This is a genomic window from Flavobacterium sp. CF108 (assembly GCF_900129795.1).
GTDB lineage: Bacteria > Bacteroidota > Bacteroidia > Flavobacteriales > Flavobacteriaceae > Flavobacterium.
In genome coordinates this window covers 253,284-271,988 of record NZ_FQWW01000006.1, presented here as the reverse complement: position 1 = coordinate 271,988, position 18,705 = coordinate 253,284, and the positions used below count along the sequence as shown (strand labels likewise).

Sequence of the window (18,705 nt, the reverse complement as noted above, 5' to 3'; positions counted from 1 at the left end):
ATGGAACGACGTGGAAGGTATTGCAAACTCTGTAGAGCAAGGTTATAGTATGAGTTATAATATGAGAATTGCCTTTACAAAAACAGGTATTATTGTGAGTCCGGCTGTAGTGGTCAACGATCAGGAATTAACTGAATTTATTTATGATGACAGCACAGGGAGTTTTACTGCAGCAGGTACAAATGGTGTGAGTGCTTCAATTAAATATACTGATAAACCTTTGATTTTAATGGATGATTATACATTGCTGTTACCTGGAATCGGAAACGGAAATAATGCCTATGCTTATATACATGATTACACAGAACTTGAAGGAGTAAACTCTGCATTATTTTTATCTTTATTAAAAGATATAGAGGAAGCTAACGGAGAACCTCTGGAAAGAGCACAGCTTTGGTTTAATAATACTGATGGTACTAATTATATAGAATACAGATTTGGAAACGTATCATATTATCATTACTTTACTTTAAAAGCAGATGATGTAAACAAAACAATTACACTTATTCCAGATGTTTGGAAATCTCGTCGTAATCCCAAATCACCAACAATCACGCCCCCTTCTTTCTTAAAAGCACTTGATGATGAATTTATGAGTCCTCAAGGTCTTTATTTTGCAGAAATACCCGTTGTTGGTTATAGAGCTTATACTTTTACAAGTACAACAACACCTTTTAGAATGGTTGCTTACTCATTTCAATAATTAATTAAATACGATTTAAAAAAGATATATCAAGTCATGATCAAGCTTGCTATTGATATCAATGCAATGAATGTAACAGATTTGTCAACTTCAAGAAGAAATCATTATTTTGTTATCAAAGGACGCTAATTTGATTTGAGAAGGTTCCAAAACAAATCGTTCACATTCTTGATAATGTAAATTATACTCAGATACAAAACGATCCGCATTATACCATTATTTGTATAGGATAAATACGAGATTAAACAATCCCAACCCGATCGCACCTACTGTTTTTTTTTAAAGAAGCCGTCTCAATTTAAAATTTGAGGCGGTTTTTTCATATAAAACCGTCAGCAGTTTTTAATGTTTTAAAGTTTAATAGTTGACAAAATTTATCCCGAAATATAAAATGAAACACAAAAATCATATATTGCTTTCAAACATCTTTCTTCCTATTTACTCTAAAGTTTTCACACCTTTAATTGAACTTGCGCTCTTTTGATGCCAGTCAAATACCAGCACTTCATTTTCACCTTTCTTTAGCCAGTTTGCAGGACAGTAAAGACGGAACTGGGGACCCACATTCCAAAATCTTCCTAAATTGTGTCCGTTTACCCAAATAACTCCTTTTTTAAATTTACTAAGGTCCAGATAAGTATCAGCAGTTAATTTCAATTTAAATGAACCTTTAAAAAAAACACCATCGTGTAAATCACTGTTTTCATGAGATTTAAGCGATTGAATATATTGATCATTCATGGGTAAGTTAAATATTTCCCAGTTAAACAGTGTCATCCCTTCAAGTGTAACGCGATCTGTAATGCCCTTGCGATCAATCACAAATTGTCCAAAATTAATATGCCCCATATTCTCCACCAGAATTTCCAAAACAGGATCCTTCACATCTGATTCCGGTAATTTGACTGTCCATTTCCCACCATCACGATAAATAGTGTCCACTAATTTTCCATTTAATAATACTTTAGCATAATCATGCGGTTCATTAATCACTAGTTCGCCGCTTTTGCGTCCAATCAACTTGGTACGATAAAGTATAAAACCTGCATATTGTCCCATACTTTCCATAGATTTTACCTGAGTAGATTTAATACCCGCCGGCAGCTCATTCCAAACGCTTGTAAAAGGCTTCATCTCAAATTCGGGCACTTCAGTAACAGCCGTTGGTTCTGGAATTTTTGGCAATTTCTTTTTATTATATTTCGCAATGAGATTTCGTAATGCCATGTATTTAGTAGTTGGCTCTCCCCTTTCGTTAATTGGTGCATCATAATCATAACTGGTAATATCAGGCTGAAACTGGGTCCTGTTTGACGAATTAGCTCCAGCATTGAATCCAAAATTTGTGCCTCCGTGTATTACATAAAGATTAAATGATTTTTTATGATCCATCAGATAGCTAACCTGTTTGACAATATCCTCTACTGCGGGCTTTTGATATTTTTCATTCCAATGTGTCAGCCATCCCGGATATGTTTCTGCACTAAAAGAAGGCACATTCGGGTTCTGTTTAGCAGCCCTGTCAAAATCAGCATCGCTGCTTCCACTGTCTAAACCTATGGCAGCTCCCTCTACTGTTCCAGCTTCCAGTAAAAAAGAAGCAGGGCCATCAGCAGTATAAAAAGGCACATTAATTCCATTATCAATCCAAAGCTTTTGTATGGCGTTCATATAATCCTTATCATTTCCATAACTGCCGTATTCATTTTCAACCTGAACCATAATAATAGGCCCCCCATTGCTGCACAACAATGGTCTGATCTGGTTAGAAACTTCACTTACATATTTAGTTACTGAGGCCATATATCTTGGATCCATACACCTGATTTTAATATCCGGTATCGATAAAAGATAAGGAGGCAGTCCTCCAAAATCCCATTCCGCACAAACGTAAGGTCCTGGTCTGAACAGTACCCACATCCCTTCATCCTGACATATTTTAACAAATTCTGCTATATCCCTATTCTCCGACTTAAAATCATAAACTCCTTCCTTTTCTTCAACATAATTCCAAAATAAATAAGCCGCAATAGTATTACACCCCATAGCTTTTGCCATTTGAATACGATGACGCCAGTATATCTTGGGTATTCTTGCAGGATGCATTTCCCCACTAATTAGTTGAAAAGGCTTTCCATCGAGCATAAAATCATTTTTAGAAAATGAAAAATCATGTTTTTGCTGGCTATTTGCTATTCCCGCAAAAATGTAAAAAAGGAAAAAGGAAAAAAAATATTTCATCGTAATATAATTTCAAAATTATAATTGGCTTTTAAAAAAATTCTTAAACAAATAGTTGTACTCATTATAAAACCCAAATTATTCTTTATAAAAAATCAAGTCTTATTTGTATACTAAATCGGTTTTGTAAAAATACAACCTCTCTACAATTATGGCGTAAGTAATCTTTAAATAATTTAACAGAATTAGTACTAAAAGTTATTTTAGATAAACAGTTTTTTTAAGCAAACAAAATCGAAAATCAAATGACCTTGAGAGCTTATTTATTATTCCCTTTATCTTATAAATAACCCAATAATAACAACTGATATCTTGTCCCTAAAATTGAAAAAAAACGATCAAATAGACCAGCCTTTTTTAGAATAAAGCGATCATCATAATTATAAATCACTAATTTACAGCGATAAGCCAAAAAATATTATCTTTATTTTTTTAATATAAAGATGATTAAAAATGAAAAGTAAAATTCTATTTCTGTTTTTTATTCCTTATTTATCCTTTGCCCAAATAGGAATAAACACCACCGACCCCAGAACTACGTTAGACGTCAACGGAGGAGTCACACATAGAGAAGTAAGCTTTACTGTAGCATCTAATGCAGTCAATATTAATACTGATACTTCACTGGCCAATATTACAGGCACTGCCACAGGTACTGTAACAGTTACAGCGTTTGTCCCAACTATAAATGGTCACATATTAATCATTTCCAATAATACCACAGGTGGTTTTGGTGCAACGTTTGCAGGAACTACTATTCCCAATGCCCAAGCTATATCTTTTGTATATACCAATGGCGCATGGAAAACTACAATGGGATCATCGACCATATCAACAAACAATCTGTACAACAGTGATGGTACCCTGACCAGCAATCGTACGGTTGCTCTCGGTTCTAATAGTCTTACTTTTGCTGGTACGGGAAGAACTGAATTTCAAAATTGGTTCGGGTTTGCAAAAGATACACGAATGGGGATTTCAGCAATATATAATACTTCTATTGGTGATGTATATGGTATGGAACAGGTTTCGACTGCCCAAAGTGGTACAACTCCGGCACTGCGTTTATTTACAGCAAATGCGGCAGCGGCACATCTTGCTTTTGGTAAATATACCACTACAACTGCTTTTACTGAATATGCCAGATTTACCAACGGGGGCAATTTTGGTATTGGTACTACTACACCAACTTCTACTTTTCAAGTAAATGGCAGTATTGCTAATAGTATCATAGTTATTTCTGGAAACTTAACATTAGATCAGAGCCATAAAACAGTAATTATTCCACTTGGGTCTGCATTTACCGTTACGCTGCCCGCAGCAGCAGGAATATCGGGGAGAGTTTATACCATTGTCAATAATACAGTCAGTTCAAAATCCCTGACCGTAAACTATTCTGATTTAACCGGAACTTCTGTAAATACAATCAATGCAGCAAGCAGTATAGAAGTACAGAGTGACGGTACTAACTGGCATCAGATACAATAAGACAGAAAGAGTTTTTAAAGGTTTCATATTCTAAAATTCAGCTCGAAAACTGATTTTTATGACTTAAGATAAACTTTTTGTCAAATGTATTTTTAGATCAAAGTATAAAGTTATTGCCTGAAAAATGAAAGTTTAATAAAGACTTGTAAAGTATTACATAATCTTAAAAGACAATTAAAATGAAGAATAAAATTCTGCTGCTGTTTTTTACCCCTTGGTTGTCCTTTGCCCAAATTGGGATGAATACTACTGATCCCAGAACAATGCTGGATGTCAACGGAGCAGTTACCCATAGGGAGGTAAGTTTTACTGCCGCTTCTAATGCGGTAAATATTAATATTGATACTTCACTCGCCAGCATTACAGGCAGTGCTACCGGTATTGTTGCAATAACGGCATTTACCCCAACTATAGATGGTCATATATTAACTATTTCAAATAATACTACCGGCGGCTTTAGTGCAACGTTTTCAGGCACCACGATTCTCAATGGTCAGGCTGTGGCTTTTGTCTATACCAATAGTGCGTGGAAAACTACATTAGGATCATCAACAACCGCAACCGACATTTACAACAGCAATGGTACGCTGACAGGCAATCGTACAGTTACTATGGGATCTAATAATCTTACTTTCTCAGGTTCCGGAAGGCCAGAATTCCAGGCTCCAGCTGGGTTAGGATTTGCTAAAGATACACGAATGGGCATAGCAGCAATATATTTTATTGCTATAGGGGATGCATATGGTATGGAGAAAGTTTCAGCTGCTCAAACCGGTACAACAGATGCGCTGCGTGTGTTTACATCAAATTTTGCAGGAGCTCCACATCTCGCTTTTGGTAAATTTACTAACACAACGGCTTTTACTACATTTGCAAGGTTCACCAGCGCAGGGAGTTTTGGAGTCGCAATTTCACCAACTTCTACTTTTGATGTAAATGGCAGTATTGCCAATAGTATTACAGTGATTTCTGCAAACTTAACATTAGATCAAAACCATAAAACCGTGATCATTCCGCTTGGGTCTGCATTTACTGTTACGCTCCCAGCTGCTGCGTCAGGAGTAACGGGTCGAATATATAGCATTATTAATAATTCTGCCTCATCAAAATCCCTCACCGTAAATTATATTAATTTAGCAGGAAGTTCAGTAAGTACAATTAATGCCTCAAGCTGTGTTGAAGTACAGAGTGATGGTATCAACTGGTATCAGATACGATAGATTACTTTATTTCTATAGGTACCTTAATAATCCACCAAATTCTATGATACTCTTTTTAAAAGTGCTGAATTAGATTCAAAGAACAAATCTTCATTTCAAGGAATGAACTCGTTTTTTGCCAAACATTTATTATCTATTGTTACATTGGGATGTTTTTTTTGAAGTATAGTTATGAATTTTTAATTATAAAGGTACCAAATAAAGATAAGGATCATTGAAGGGTTTAGTTTAATAAAGTATTGGTAATATGACGGCTTGTTGTTAAAGCCGCAACAATATTACTTTTATTGAGCTTTTGTACTATATTTGAGTAGACGGAATACTATTGCCGCCACATCACAAAAATCTAATCTGTTAGATCGCACAGTAAAAAATCGAACTTATAAAAAATGATAGTCAGAGATGATAAGTTAAATGCCATCATTAATTGGGCAGAAAACAACAAAGATGTAAGAGCGGTGCTGCTTACAAGTTCACTTGTAAATCCATTAGCACCTGTTGATGATTTTAGTGATTTAGATATTGAATTTGTTTTCGCGAATAATTCCGACTACATATCTAGTAATAGCTGGATTCATATCTTTGGAAATCCAATTGCGATGATTGAAGAAGACGAAAACTATTTCGAGCATAAACACGCAATGAAAATGGTTTTGTATGATGACAATGTAAAAGTTGATTTTAAGCTATTTAGTAAAGACAAATTTTTAGAAGAAATAAAACTAAAAGAATTGCCTGAAGACTGGGATATTGGCTATAAAGTTATCGTTGACAAAGACAAGATAACACAGGAAATGCAACAACCAGCTTTTCAAGTTTCCATTATCATAAAACCTTCAAAAGAAGAATTTCAAAGTATTCTTAATGACTTTTGGTGGGATACGACTTACGTAGCCAAATGCCTTGCAAGGGATGAAATATTTTATGCAAAATTTATGTCGGAAACAAATATCCGAACCGACTATTTAATTCCTTTAATTGAATGGCATATTGCAAGTGAACACAATTGGGCCATTACAACTAACAAATATGGGAGACTGTTTAAAAAGTATCTAAACCCAGAGATGTGGTTAAAAACAGAGCAAACATTTTCTGGAAGTAATATAGACGATAACTGGAATGCTTTATTTTCAATGGCTGACCTAGTTTCGGAAGTCGGAACTAAATTGTCAAAAAAATTAAACTACGAATATCCTGAAAAGTTAGAAAAAGACATTCGAAAATATTTAATCCAGACGAAAAACAAATCATAAGAATGGTCAATTTATCTATTTTTTTACAATTGCAGAGACTGGGCGGGACATGATCCCTTTCAAATTCCGCAGCAGCACCAAAAAACTTACTAATAAATTTATCTTTTAAGTTTGCTCCAACAACTGTAATATTTAACCTCTAACTTCTTGCAAAAAATGGATTTTCAGAATAATGAATTTTCAAAAATGGAATCATTAAAGTCAAAGAAAATAACTCTTATAACAAAGACTGTAGGAGCATTTATTTTTGTGAGTGCAATTTTAGGAATAATTACTTTAGAAATAATTATTATTGAATCTGAAAAACTATCTGTTCAATTTAAAATTTCTTCTGGAATACTATCGGTTATTCTTTTATCTCTTTTGGTATATTCGGTATTAAAGGATACAATCGTTACCAGAGAAAACAAAATTACCAAAGTAATAGTTGATCAAAATGGTTTACACCATTGTAAAGATGAAATAATTATTGAATCCCTAACTTTTGAGTCTTTATATCCAAATCCTGATCTGAAAAATTATGATGTAGTTTTATCAGAGGGAGAAGATGCGGGCTATGATATTTGTGTATATTATTTCGACAACTCTAGGAACATAATAATTTATAAAGCCATTATATTCAATACTCCATTTTCAATACGTAATGGAAAAGAATTAAAAAGACATTTCATAAAGGGTGTTTTAAAGTTCCGATCTGATTTGAAAGTTTCACCAAAGGTTTTAGATTTATTAAATTTAAAGAATTTATAAAATTAAAAAAATCTAAAATTGTATCTATTGGCTATATATACTTTTATGGCAGAATTGTGGCGCACCAGTTAGAATATATCGGAAGATGCAGTATAAAAAGCGGGCTGAGACTAAATAGTTCAAATCCCTCTTTCTCCACCAGTAGAAGTTTCAAAAGAAACTTTAAAAATCAAAACCTTTAAACATTACTGTTTAAAGGCTTTTTTCTTTTATTATCCATATCTTCAAAAGTACATCTTCTATAAATTTACCCATTAGTTATTCTATTTGAACTGATACGTTTCACCAAGTTTTACATATCTTACATTACTGAGCATTACTTTTTTTACTCTTCTGGTAAATTATCTACTATAGCCCTCCATCTTTTTATTTATGTACAGAATAAACTCGCATAGCAAACGTTTATACCTTAAATTAACGCCCTATTTATATGTATATTTACATTTAAATCCAAATAATTAATTCATGAAAAAACTATGGTTCAGGAGGTTCATATATGCCATTATGATATTGTTAGTCATTATTATCTGCGTTTTTATCTGGTCAGATAATGAATTAAATAAAGTTTTGGGTAAATCAACTAAAGTGATTCCCATTTCTTCTTTTGTAAAGCCTTCCAAAACAATTCAAATAAAAAATGTCAATATACTTTCAGAAGATTGTACTTCTTTTATTAAAAACCAGACAATAGTCATTGAAAATGGAAAGATAGTCAGCTTGGGAAAAAATCAACCTTTGGACAGCACAGCTATTATAATAGATGGAACAAATAAATTTTTAATTCCTGGCCTTATAGATTCACACGTTCACTTAAAAGAAAGCCAAAACGATCTATTTCTATATTTAGCTAATGGTATCACTTATATTAGAGAAATGGCTGGGAGACCTGTAACTTTAAAATGGAGAAAAGCAATAAAGAAAAATGGTATTGGCCCCAGAATGTTTATTGCATCTCCTCCAATATATAGCGAAAGTGGATTAAGTGGTTATTATTTTAGCTGGACAAGACAGGCTATAAATTATTCAACTAAAGAGGATGCCCAAAAAGAAATTAAAAAGATAAAAGAACAAGGATACGATGCCGTTAAAATGTACGGTTTTGTTAATCCCGAAATATATAAAACGACAATTGAGATTTCTAAAGAAAATAATCTTCCAGTTATTGGACATATTCCTTTGGTAAATTTAGACACCTTGTATCATTCAGGTCAAAAAGAGGTTGCTCACATCGAAGAATTAACTATCAAAAATATGGATGATTTTGGAAAATCAATTTCTAAAAATCCAAAAGAATATATTAATTTCTTAAAAATACATTCAAAGCTAATAGCCAAAAAATTAAAGGAAAATAATATTTGTGTAACCTCAACTATTTCGTTAGTTGAAAGTTTTCCACAACAGAGATTCGACTTAAAATCCAGACTCAGAGAAATAGAATTAAAATACGCTAATCCTAAAATTATTGAAGGCAGTCCAATATATAAGTTAGGCTGGTTACCTGGTAAAAATGGATACGAATATGACGGCGAAGATAATCCTGAAGCATTAAAATCATCGTTAACTTTCTGGAATACGTATGTTGAAGCCATCCATATTATGACAAAAGCGTTAATTGACAATAATGTTACAATTATGGCGGGGACAGATGCAAACGTTGCTACTATTGTTCCGGGTTTTTCGCTTCATAATGAGCTGCAATCTTTAGCTAAGGCAGGAATGACAAACTCACAAGTCCTTTATTCTGCAACTGTTGAACCTAGCAATTGGCTAAAAAGCAAAACAGGAAAAATAAAAACAGGATATAATTCAGATTTAATACTTCTTTCAAAAAATCCATTAGAAGATATTAAAAATACAAAAACTATAGAAAGTGTTTTCTTTGGAAAATATATGATGAATAAAAATCAAATCACAAGTATTTTGAAAGCTATAGAAAATGCAAATAATGAAAACAGGAGTATAAAAATTGATGAGTTTTTAAATTAATCAAAATATAATTTTCTAGATTAGATAAAAAAACCTGCAGATCTGCAGGTTTTTTTTATCACTCAATTATTTAAAAATTTTTATTGCGCAGCATTCTTTGCTTTCACTTGATGCAGTACTTTTTTTATACTAAACTTTGAGCCACAGCCGCTGCTGCTAACGGAGATGCTTTTACTTCGCTCATTATTTGTCCATCAAATAGGTTAATTACCCTGTGTGCATAATGAGAATCTCTATCTGAGTGGGTTACCATTACAATAGTAGCACCTTCCTTATTTAATTCCGTTAACAAATTCATCACTTCAATTCCATTTTTAGAATCCAGGTTACCTGTAGGCTCATCTGCTAAAATTAATTTAGGTCTTGTTATTACAGCTCTTGATATAGCTACACGCTGCTGCTGTCCTCCTGATAATTGTTTTGGAAAATGGCTTTCTCTGTGAGCAATTTTCATTCTTTTAAGAACTTCTAATACTCTTGCTTTTCGCTCACTTTTACTTATATTAAGATACATTAAGGGTAATTCTACGTTCTCAAAAACCGTTAATTCTTCAATTAGATTAAAACTTTGAAATACAAAACCTAAGTTTCCTTTTCGTAAAGTGGTAAGTTCTTGCTCTTTAAAACCTGCTACTTCAATATCATTAAATTTATAGCTTCCTTCTGAAGGATTATCCAGCATACCTACAATATTTAACAATGTTGATTTTCCACAGCCTGACGGTCCCATAATAGCAAGAAATTCTCCCTCTGCTACATTCAAATTGATATCATTCAACGCTAGAGTTTCAATATCTTCTGTTCTAAAACTCTTTTTTAAATTTTTAATTTTTATCATCTTTCTATATTTTTTAAGTATTTGTATGCAATTTATCTTGTTAATGTATTGTTTGCTAATTTAATATTATTTTGTCAACTTCCTTAAATCCTTCGTAACCAGAAATTATAACATTTTCTCCACCATTAAGACCTTCTAAAATTTCATAATATTTTGAATTTTGTCTTCCAATTCTAATTGGTCTTTTTAACGCCTGTTCTGTCTTATTATCTACAACAAAAACCCATTGCCCGCCTGTACTGTTAAAAAAACTGCCTTTTGGTAACAAAATCCCTTTTTTAGATTCTCCCAGCTGTAATTTAATATTATAACTTTGACCGGTTCTTATATTTTCTGGTTTGCCACCAACAAAAACAAGATCAACTTTAAATTTTCCGTCACGAACTTCCGGATAAACTTTTTGTATTCTTAAAGGATACTCTGTGTTGTTACGCTGTAAACTTGCTGATAAATCATTTTTTACACGATCAATATAATGTTCATCTATTGTGGCTTCTATTTTATAGTTTGTTAGTACATTTATTTGCCCTATACGGTCACCCGGACTAATATTTTGTCCCACTTCTGCATTAAGAAGTCCAAGCTGCCCATCTGCAATAGCCTTTACATTTAAATGATCCAATCGTTGATACACCATATTTAATATCTTTTTCATACGTACTAAATCGGCATCTAAACTCTTAAACGATGTGTTTCTTAGTTTACTGTCGCTATCTGCTTGTGTTTTATTAATAACATATTGTTCTTTGGTAAGGTTATACTTTTCTTTAGATAGTAAATATTCTTCTTTAGAAATAAGTTTTTCTTTGTATAAAGCTTCATTTTGCTCGTAATTTCTTTTAAGCTTTTGAAGATCATATTGAGAATTAACAAGATCTTTTTGATCCGTTAATTGTCTTGTATCAAAAGCCAGTTTTGTAGATCTTAAATCGTTTTGTTTTAGGGCAAGATTACTTTCGCTTGTTAGAATTTGCTCGTACAAGTCTAAGTTTTCCAGTTTTAAAATTACATCCCCTTTTTTAACCATATTTCCTTCTTCTACTAGTTTTTCTTTTACCCTTCCTCCTTCATATGCATCCAGGTAGATTGTAGAAATTGGGGCAATATTACCATTGATCGTAATATAATCATCAAACTTGCCCTGAGTAACCTGAGCGATTGATAATTTATTTTTTTCAATGTCATATGTGCCTAATGAGTCACTTAAAAATACTTTAAACACTACAGCAATCACTACGATTGTTAGTACCGCATAGCCCACATGCTTAAGTTTTAGGCCTTTTTTCTTTTCAATTCGAATGTCCATATTAATTAGTTCTTGATGTTAAAAATTGATAATCCTTTATAAAAATCCAATGTTTTTTTATTGACTTTTAGTTTTATTTTTACTTGCAAATTTTCATTCTTAGAGTTTGCATACAGCGTTTTTGACTGATATAGGTCTATATCACTTATTAACCCTAATTCATATTTTCTCTGTTCTATCTTAAATGCAAGTTCTCTTGTTGCTATTTTTTGATTGCTTTGCTCAAATTCTTTTTCAAAAGCTTTTTGATTTTGCACTAATTCCTGAATCAGTCTATAGAGTTCTTGTTTTTGTAGGTTCAAATTATTATTAGCTCTTTCAAATTCTATCTTTTTTTGTTTGATATTTGAGTGGGCAGACCAACCGTTAAAAATTGGGATCTTTAATGAAAAACCAACCTGCTGCGCTGCATTATTACTGAACTGGTTCTTGAATGGAATCGTTTTTCCGTTTTCATCAAAGGAAGTTTCATAATATCCTGTACCATACGCTCCAAATAATGTTAAGGTTGGATATAAGGCTCCTTTTGCTATCGAAACATCTTTCATCGCTGCCTGAGTTTTAAATTCTTCAGATTTTATCAACGGAACAAAACTCTTTGCCGTCTTAAAAATTGATTCATAATCTTCTAAAGCAGGATCGTTATCCGGCATATCAAATTCATTTGATGGTTCTGCTAATGAAATCTTGCTTATATCTCCCAAATTCATTTCCTGAATAAGTTTTAATTGAGCAATTGCTAAGCTGTTCTCATGTTGAGTAAGCAGTAATTTATCTGAAACTAATGTAGATTCTGCTTCATACAAATCAGTACCAGCCTTTAAGCCTAAATCTATTTTTCTTTTAACAAGGTCATAATTAGTTTGTGAGATTTCTAATTGTTCTTTAGATATAACTACTAACCCCTGATAAAAATAAATATCATAAAAAGCGGCCATTACTCTAAAAGCCAGCATATATTTTTCATGTAATAAATCCTGTTGTGCAGCATTTTGTAATAACTTTGTCAATCTAATTGTATTTATTTTTTGGAAGCCTTTAAATAAATCAACAGAAGACTGTAAAGTATATTCGTTTGTAAAAAAACTTGTAGTTGTATAATTATTATTAATAGGGTCAATAGAACGTCCATATCGGGTACTATAACCTAAAACCCCCTCAATTGCGGGCAATAAACTCCTTACAGATTGTTTATGAGTTTCTTTATTTGCTTCAAAATTATACTTGTACTCATTCAATTTAAGATTGTGCTCAACTGCATAGTCTATGCATTGATCTAATGTCCAGGATTGTTGAGCAATTGCTGATTTTGAAATCAAAAAAAGTATAATTGCAGTTTTAATATTATTTTTAATATTCATATATTAGTTGTTTATAACGGAATTCAAATTATTCTTTTTCTACTGCTACCGTTTATCCAAGCCTCGTGCCAAAAAACTACACAGTTAATTATCAAATACTTACAACAAATATTTAAAAAACACCTTTTTTAAAGTGTCAAATATTTTTACACTCAGTGTCGAATATCTTAACAATTAAAATCAGAATTCGCTTATTATTTTTATATTTGTTACAACGAACCACACTTTTTTAGTTCTGATTTCCTCCTAAAAACAACTTCTCAATAAGCCTTTTTTATGATTGACGGAAAAATTTTGATAATTGATGATAACAAAAGTGTATTGAGTGCTTTAGAAATTCTCTTGCAATTTGAATACAAGCACATTGAAACGTTATCTAATCCAAATCAAATTTCATCTTTTAAAAATTTAATTGATTTTGATATTGTCTTATTAGACATGAACTTTGTAGCTGGTGTTAATAACGGAAATGAAGGTCTGTTTTGGCTAAAAGAGCTAAAAAAGAAGGCTCCGGACATTTCGGTAATAATGATTACATCTTATGGAGCTATCGATTTAGCTGTGGATGCTTTGAAGGCCGGGGCTTCTGACTTTATACTTAAACCCTGGAATAACGATAAACTTTTATCTACAATAAAATCAGTTTACTTATTAAAAAAATCTTTAAAAGAAAGAAATAAACCAAAAACGAATGAAAAAGGTTTAAAGGAGATTAATGATCAGAATGAAAGCTCTATTATTGGTAATTCTAAAGAATTATTATCCCTTCTTCATCTAACTCAAAAAGTAGCAAAGACTGATGTTAGTGTTTTAATAACCGGTGAAAATGGTACCGGAAAAGAGGTAATTGCTCAGGAACTGCATAGACTTTCGAGCCGAAAAAATGAAATATTTATCTCGGTAGATATGGGTTCTATTTCTGAGTCACTTTTTGAAAGTGAACTTTTTGGACATATGAAAGGGGCCTTTACAGATGCTAAGCAGGACAGAATTGGTAAATTTGAAGCTGCAAATGGAGGTACATTATTTTTAGATGAAATTGGAAATCTGTCACTTCAATTACAAGCTAAACTTCTTTCGGTACTACAAAATAGAATCATTGTTAGAGTGGGTTCTAATAAGCCTATCCCTGTTAACATTCGCTTAGTCTGTGCGACAAACTGCAATCTGCATCAAATGGTGGCCGCCGGTGTTTTTAGAGAGGATTTACTTTATAGAATCAACACTATTCATCTTGAAGTTCCTTCATTGCGAGATCGTGATAAAGACATTTTACTTTTGGCCGATTTTTATTTAAAAAAAATGTCTTCTAAATACGATAGACCAGACATGAAAATTGATGCTGCAGCTCAGGAAAAATTAATGGCTTATTCCTGGCCAGGGAACGTCAGGGAATTACAGCATACCATTGAAAGAGCTATAATTTTATGCGAAAGCAATGTTTTAAAACCAGATGACTTTTTGTTAATCAATAAATCTTCAGCATCTCCAAACAACCAGCCAAATACTTTGGATGAGATGGAAGAGATAATGATAAACAGGGTCTTAAATGAAAACAACTCTAATTTAAGTGCGGCTGCCAACCAACTAGGTGTTTCGAGGCAAACATTGTACAATAAAATAAAGAAAAGGAAAAGCAATGGTTAACATCAATTTTTATTTAAATATTGTATTACGGATTGTTTTTATCACCATGTCTTCTCTTGGATTTGCATTCTGTTTTGATAGAGGTTTTCTTATTCTTTCTCTTCTGTTTCTTCTTATTTTAATATTGCAAGTATTATTATTCATACGATACATCAATTATACAAACAGGAAATTATCCCATTTTTTAAATGGAATAGAAAATGAAGATTTTACACTGCACTTTCCTGAAAAAGATCTTATAAAACCTTTTAAAAACCTTAACCAAAGTCTTAATAAGGTTAATAGTTTAATCCATGAGCTGCATTTAAAAAAACAAGCTCAGGAACAATTTTACCATGAAATATTAAAACAAGCCAATATTGGAATTTTTGCTTTTAATGAAAATGGTCATATTATTTATTCGAACCCTACCGTAGAAACTTTACTTAACTACAGACCTTTAAATCATATTAAACAACTGAGACAGGTTGATGAAAAATTATTTTCTTTTTTTGATAACTTAAAACCTTTTGAACAGAAACTTTTTCAAATAACAAATGAGAGAGAAAAAAAACAGCTTTCAATAAAATCCAGCACTATCAGCATACATAAAGAGAATCTTTTTTTAGTTACTATACAGGATATTAATAAGGAATTAGAAGAAAAAGAAACAGATTCATGGATAAAACTTATTAAGGTTTTAACGCATGAAATTATGAATTCAATAGCACCAATCACATCAATTTCTGAATCTATTTTAAAGTATTATAAAATCAATAACAAACTAATTCCAATTAGCGAGTTTGATGAAAAACATATAATAAATACCGCTAAAGGATTAGAAATTATTAGTGAACAGGGTGATAATTTGATGAGTTTTGTACGATCTTACAGAACATTATTAAGTGTTCCTGCACCCGAAAAAGAAATAGTTCCGGCTAAAACATTATTAGACAATATGTTTTTACTAATAAATCCAAATAATGATACTGTAAAAATAGATATTGAGATATTTCCTGAAAATTTAGAATTGTACATAGATAAAAAGCAAATTACTCAAGTATTGATAAATTTGGGTAAAAATGCGCTGCAGTCATTGAACGATCAGGAAAATGGTATTATAAAAATTTCTGCCGGCATAAACAATCAGGATAAAAAATTCATCATGCTTACTGATAATGGTCCGGGAATAACGGCAGAGCTAATGGAAGAAATTTTTGTTCCTTTCTTTACTACAAAAACTACAGGAACAGGTATAGGACTGAGTTTATCTAAACAAATTATGCGTTTACATGACGGTACCATTAAAGTACATTCGATTCCAAATATAGAAACAAGGTTTATTTTAAATTTTTAAATAGCGATTACTGAAATTTTGACATCATAGATAATCTAACGAAGCGTATTGAAGTGTATATTCTTCTATTTTTTTTGAAGATGCCAAATGCATTTCATACTCTTTATCAATTTCAATTTCGAGTAAATAATAAAATTTATCTTCTACTTCTACCTTTATTTCTGTTGTATCAACATTCCTTAAAGGGATTTGTAATCCTCTTCCATCGGCTTTAATTACTGCTTCTTTACGTGTCCAGTATTTATAAAAATGTTTCTCGCTGGTAATATTATTTTTTTCCTTTGAAGTAAAAACAGAACTATAATCTTCAATATCAATAGTTTTTATTTTTTCAATATCAATTCCTATATTCTCTTTTTCATCAGTACTTATTACGCATACAATATAATCCTCAGAGTGAGATATATTAAAGCTAAAAGAGTCATAAGAGAAATAAGGTTTTCCATATTGGTTTTTCTTCATTATTGCTAAAGAATCCTGATATCCTAATTTAAGCATGCCCTGTTTTAGCAGTAACTTTCCATATAAAAAAGAATGTGCATCCTCCCAGCGTCTGAATTTCTCGATTTTATTTTGCATATCATCAGGAAGTAATGAAACTGCTTTTATATATTTTTCATCCGTTAATTGCTTGCAGAGCGTATAATAAACTATTGTCATATAGGGGGAAAAATTAATTCATTAAGAAAGGCAGAATCATACTCAAAAATATGTCCTGCCTTTTATTCTTTAAAGCTAAAAAAAGTTGTAGTATTTTGTTTAAAAAACTCGTGTTTTTTTCAAAATCATATCAATACATTTATTGCATACACCATTCAAGAACTGCTTTTGCACTATGTGCTTTGTTTTCTGCCTGTTCAAAAACGATGCTTCTATCCCCATCAATTACTTCTGCTTCAACCTCTTCCCCTCTGTGAGCTGGAAGATCATGCATAAAAATTGCGTTAGGATATCTTGACATAAGTTTTTGTGTAATTGCAAAAGGTTCAAATATGTCTCTCCAGTTAACATCTAATTTTACAGTTCCTGTTGTTTGCCAGCGTGTAGTATAGATTACATCTGCATTTGGCGGCAAGAATTTTAGATCATGATATTCGGCGATAACTGTATTTCTTCCTACTGCCTCTTTTTGTGCATAATGCAAAATTTGAGGATCAATTTGATAATTTGGCGGTGTAAAAAAGCTGATTTTTACATTTGGAAATTTAGCAAATGCTAAAGCTAATGCTGACGCTGTATTATTTCCTTCTCCCAGATATATAATCTCAAGTCCTTGGATTTCTCCAAAATAGCGTTTCATTGTTGTTAGATCAGCTAAGGCCTGCGTTGGATGTTCATCTTCGGTCATGGCATTCACGATTGACATTCTTTGCTGATTTGCAAAAGTTCTGAGTAAAGCTGGAGATTCTCCGGTTCTTACTACTAAACCATCCAGCATTTGAGAAAGTACCTGCAAAGTATCACTCAAATTTTCACCTGTATTTATCTGTAAATCATTTGGGCCATACGAAATAACTTGTGCCCCTAGTCTAAGCGCCGCCGTAGAAAAAGAGGTTCTTGTTCTTGTAGAAGTCTTTGTAAAATATATCCCTACTATTTTACCTTGTAATTGATGGCCAAGTTCGACCATACCATTTGCATATTCGATACCTCTATTAACTATATCAAGTGTTTCCTGTACTGACAAATCTACCAGAGAAATGACATGTTTATTTTCTTTTACTGTTGTAAGACTCATTTTATTTTGTTTTTAAATACAATAGTTACTCTTAAATTAAAAATTCTAAGTTTTGCTGCACTAAGCTGGCATTAATAATTTTAATTACCGCATCTTTTTCTTTTAAAAGGAAAAAATGTCCACCTTCAATATAATATATCGAGCATCTTTTTGTTGTATGTGCTTTCCATTTAACCGCTGTTTCGCGTGAAATCCCTTCACTTTCCCCTATTAATACTGAAATATTTACTTTCAAAGGAATTATTTCCGGTCTGTGAACCATTGTTTCAGCTATGGCAAAATCACTTCTTAGTAAAGGAATAAATATTTTGCTTAGTTCCGGATGTTGAAAAATTTCAGGAGGTGTTACTCCCAAAGCTAAGACTTTTTCCTGAAACTCTTGTGGCCCCATAAGTGACCACAATTCCCTCACTCTTTGCACATCTGGCGGATATCTTCCTGAAAAAAAAGCATGTATTGGCGGCCTCATGCCCAATGACATAATTTTTTGAAGGACTTCATATCCTAAAGAAGCCCCCATACTATGTCCAAAAATTGCATAATCAGATTTAGATATATCATCAGATATCTGATTGAAAATATCCTCTACTGCTTCTTCTAAATTTGCATAACAATCTTCGGCTATTCGAATACCGCGCCCGGCTAGTTCAATAGGGCATAATTCGATACTATCTGCTAATCCTGTTCCCCAATTTCGGTAAATACTTGATGCTCCTCCGGCAAATGGCAAGCAAAAGAGTTTTATTTTTTCTGTCATTGCATATTAATTTTATAGGATTATTATCTAATTTACTTACGTCAACATTCACTTTAAAAAATATCTTTATTTAAATTAAAT

At 32.2% G+C, this 18,705-nt stretch carries 15 protein-coding genes; 8 read left to right on the top strand and 7 right to left on the bottom strand.

Annotated elements, in window-relative coordinates:
• Positions 1-10 precede the first annotated feature (10 nt).
• Entirely contained in the window at positions 11-703 is a 693-nt protein-coding gene (locus BUE10_RS17495; protein ID WP_177178053.1) for a hypothetical protein, read from the top strand.
• Positions 704-1,141: 438 nt separating this feature from the next.
• Here the strand turns inward: BUE10_RS17495 and BUE10_RS17490 are convergent, their stop codons facing one another.
• Entirely contained in the window at positions 1,142-2,944 is a 1,803-nt protein-coding gene (locus BUE10_RS17490) for a glycoside hydrolase family 35 protein (protein ID WP_083598149.1), read from the bottom strand.
• 813 nt (positions 2,945-3,757) lie between these two features.
• On the opposite strand from BUE10_RS17490, the gene BUE10_RS17485 reads away from it, so the two are divergent.
• The 5 genes from BUE10_RS17485 to BUE10_RS17465 all read left to right on the top strand — a co-directional run bounded on the left by BUE10_RS17485 (position 3,758) and on the right by BUE10_RS17465 (position 9,641).
• Positions 3,758-4,432 carry a hypothetical protein gene (locus BUE10_RS17485; RefSeq protein WP_234984761.1) on the top strand — a complete coding sequence of 225 codons (675 nt, stop codon included), beginning with the start codon at positions 3,758-3,760 and terminating at the stop codon, positions 4,430-4,432.
• A 179-nt stretch (positions 4,433-4,611) separates the two neighbouring features.
• Positions 4,612-5,652 carry a hypothetical protein gene (locus tag BUE10_RS17480; RefSeq protein ID WP_073487160.1) on the top strand — a complete coding sequence of 347 codons (1,041 nt, stop codon included), beginning with the start codon at positions 4,612-4,614 and terminating at the stop codon, positions 5,650-5,652.
• Positions 5,653-6,041: 389 nt separating this feature from the next.
• A complete protein-coding gene (locus BUE10_RS17475; RefSeq protein ID WP_073487158.1) occupies positions 6,042-6,905 on the top strand; it encodes an AadS family aminoglycoside 6-adenylyltransferase in 864 nt (287 codons plus the stop codon).
• 156 nt (positions 6,906-7,061) lie between these two features.
• Positions 7,062-7,655, top strand: coding sequence for a hypothetical protein (locus BUE10_RS17470; RefSeq protein WP_073487156.1), 594 nt, complete (start codon positions 7,062-7,064; stop codon positions 7,653-7,655).
• A 465-nt stretch (positions 7,656-8,120) separates the two neighbouring features.
• On the top strand, positions 8,121-9,641 hold the full coding sequence (locus BUE10_RS17465) for an amidohydrolase family protein (RefSeq protein WP_083598147.1): 1,521 nt from the start codon (positions 8,121-8,123) through the stop codon (positions 9,639-9,641).
• Between the two features lie 124 nt (positions 9,642-9,765).
• Here the strand turns inward: BUE10_RS17465 and BUE10_RS17460 are convergent, their stop codons facing one another.
• From BUE10_RS17460 to BUE10_RS17450, 3 genes are read right to left on the bottom strand one after another with little or no spacing between them, the layout of a single operon-like run.
• On the bottom strand, positions 9,766-10,479 hold the full coding sequence (locus BUE10_RS17460) for an ABC transporter ATP-binding protein (protein ID WP_073487153.1): 714 nt from the start codon (positions 10,477-10,479) through the stop codon (positions 9,766-9,768).
• Between the two features lie 55 nt (positions 10,480-10,534).
• Positions 10,535-11,785, bottom strand: coding sequence for an efflux RND transporter periplasmic adaptor subunit (locus tag BUE10_RS17455; RefSeq protein ID WP_073487151.1), 1,251 nt, complete (start codon positions 11,783-11,785; stop codon positions 10,535-10,537).
• Between the two features lie 5 nt (positions 11,786-11,790).
• On the bottom strand, positions 11,791-13,146 hold the full coding sequence (locus tag BUE10_RS17450; protein WP_073487149.1) for a TolC family protein: 1,356 nt from the start codon (positions 13,144-13,146) through the stop codon (positions 11,791-11,793).
• 276 nt (positions 13,147-13,422) lie between these two features.
• Between BUE10_RS17450 and BUE10_RS17445 the strand changes: the two genes are divergently transcribed.
• Together BUE10_RS17445 and BUE10_RS17440 are read left to right on the top strand one after the other, a co-directional pair.
• Positions 13,423-14,793: a sigma-54-dependent transcriptional regulator gene (locus BUE10_RS17445; protein ID WP_073487148.1), complete on the top strand. Its 1,371-nt coding sequence runs from the start codon at positions 13,423-13,425 to the stop codon at positions 14,791-14,793.
• Between the two features lie 124 nt (positions 14,794-14,917).
• The gene (locus BUE10_RS17440) at positions 14,918-16,129 is read left to right on the top strand and encodes a sensor histidine kinase (protein WP_234984760.1); all 1,212 of its coding nucleotides are present in this window, start codon (positions 14,918-14,920) and stop codon (positions 16,127-16,129) included.
• 24 nt (positions 16,130-16,153) lie between these two features.
• On the opposite strand, the gene BUE10_RS17435 is transcribed toward BUE10_RS17440, so the two are convergent.
• From BUE10_RS17435 to BUE10_RS17425, 3 genes are all read right to left on the bottom strand, one after another.
• A complete protein-coding gene (locus tag BUE10_RS17435; protein ID WP_073487145.1) occupies positions 16,154-16,789 on the bottom strand; it encodes a 4'-phosphopantetheinyl transferase family protein in 636 nt (211 codons plus the stop codon).
• A gap of 139 nt (positions 16,790-16,928) precedes the next feature.
• Positions 16,929-17,867: an ornithine carbamoyltransferase gene (locus BUE10_RS17430; protein WP_073487143.1), complete on the bottom strand. Its 939-nt coding sequence runs from the start codon at positions 17,865-17,867 to the stop codon at positions 16,929-16,931.
• Between the two features lie 31 nt (positions 17,868-17,898).
• Positions 17,899-18,624, bottom strand: coding sequence for a thioesterase II family protein (locus BUE10_RS17425; RefSeq protein WP_083598145.1), 726 nt, complete (start codon positions 18,622-18,624; stop codon positions 17,899-17,901).
• Positions 18,625-18,705: the final 81 nt, after the last annotated feature.

Excerpts from the sequence above, each read along its gene's own strand:
- BUE10_RS17430 (WP_073487143.1), bottom strand. The coding sequence starts at position 17,867 with ATGAGTCTTACAACAGTAAAAGAAAATAAACATGTCATTTCTCTGGTA.
- BUE10_RS17485 (WP_234984761.1), top strand. The coding sequence starts at position 3,758 with ATGGGATCATCGACCATATCAACAAACAATCTGTACAACAGTGATGGT.
- BUE10_RS17465 (WP_083598147.1), top strand. The coding sequence starts at position 8,121 with ATGAAAAAACTATGGTTCAGGAGGTTCATATATGCCATTATGATATTG.
- BUE10_RS17455 (WP_073487151.1), bottom strand. The coding sequence starts at position 11,785 with ATGGACATTCGAATTGAAAAGAAAAAAGGCCTAAAACTTAAGCATGTG.
- BUE10_RS17490 (WP_083598149.1), bottom strand. The coding sequence starts at position 2,944 with ATGAAATATTTTTTTTCCTTTTTCCTTTTTTACATTTTTGCGGGAATA.
- BUE10_RS17425 (WP_083598145.1), bottom strand. The coding sequence starts at position 18,624 with ATGACAGAAAAAATAAAACTCTTTTGCTTGCCATTTGCCGGAGGAGCA.
- BUE10_RS17475 (WP_073487158.1), top strand. The coding sequence starts at position 6,042 with ATGATAGTCAGAGATGATAAGTTAAATGCCATCATTAATTGGGCAGAA.
- BUE10_RS17445 (WP_073487148.1), top strand. The coding sequence starts at position 13,423 with ATGATTGACGGAAAAATTTTGATAATTGATGATAACAAAAGTGTATTG.
- BUE10_RS17470 (WP_073487156.1), top strand. The coding sequence starts at position 7,062 with ATGGATTTTCAGAATAATGAATTTTCAAAAATGGAATCATTAAAGTCA.
- BUE10_RS17480 (WP_073487160.1), top strand. The coding sequence starts at position 4,612 with ATGAAGAATAAAATTCTGCTGCTGTTTTTTACCCCTTGGTTGTCCTTT.
- BUE10_RS17450 (WP_073487149.1), bottom strand. The coding sequence starts at position 13,146 with ATGAATATTAAAAATAATATTAAAACTGCAATTATACTTTTTTTGATT.
- BUE10_RS17460 (WP_073487153.1), bottom strand. The coding sequence starts at position 10,479 with ATGATAAAAATTAAAAATTTAAAAAAGAGTTTTAGAACAGAAGATATT.
- BUE10_RS17435 (WP_073487145.1), bottom strand. The coding sequence starts at position 16,789 with ATGACAATAGTTTATTATACGCTCTGCAAGCAATTAACGGATGAAAAA.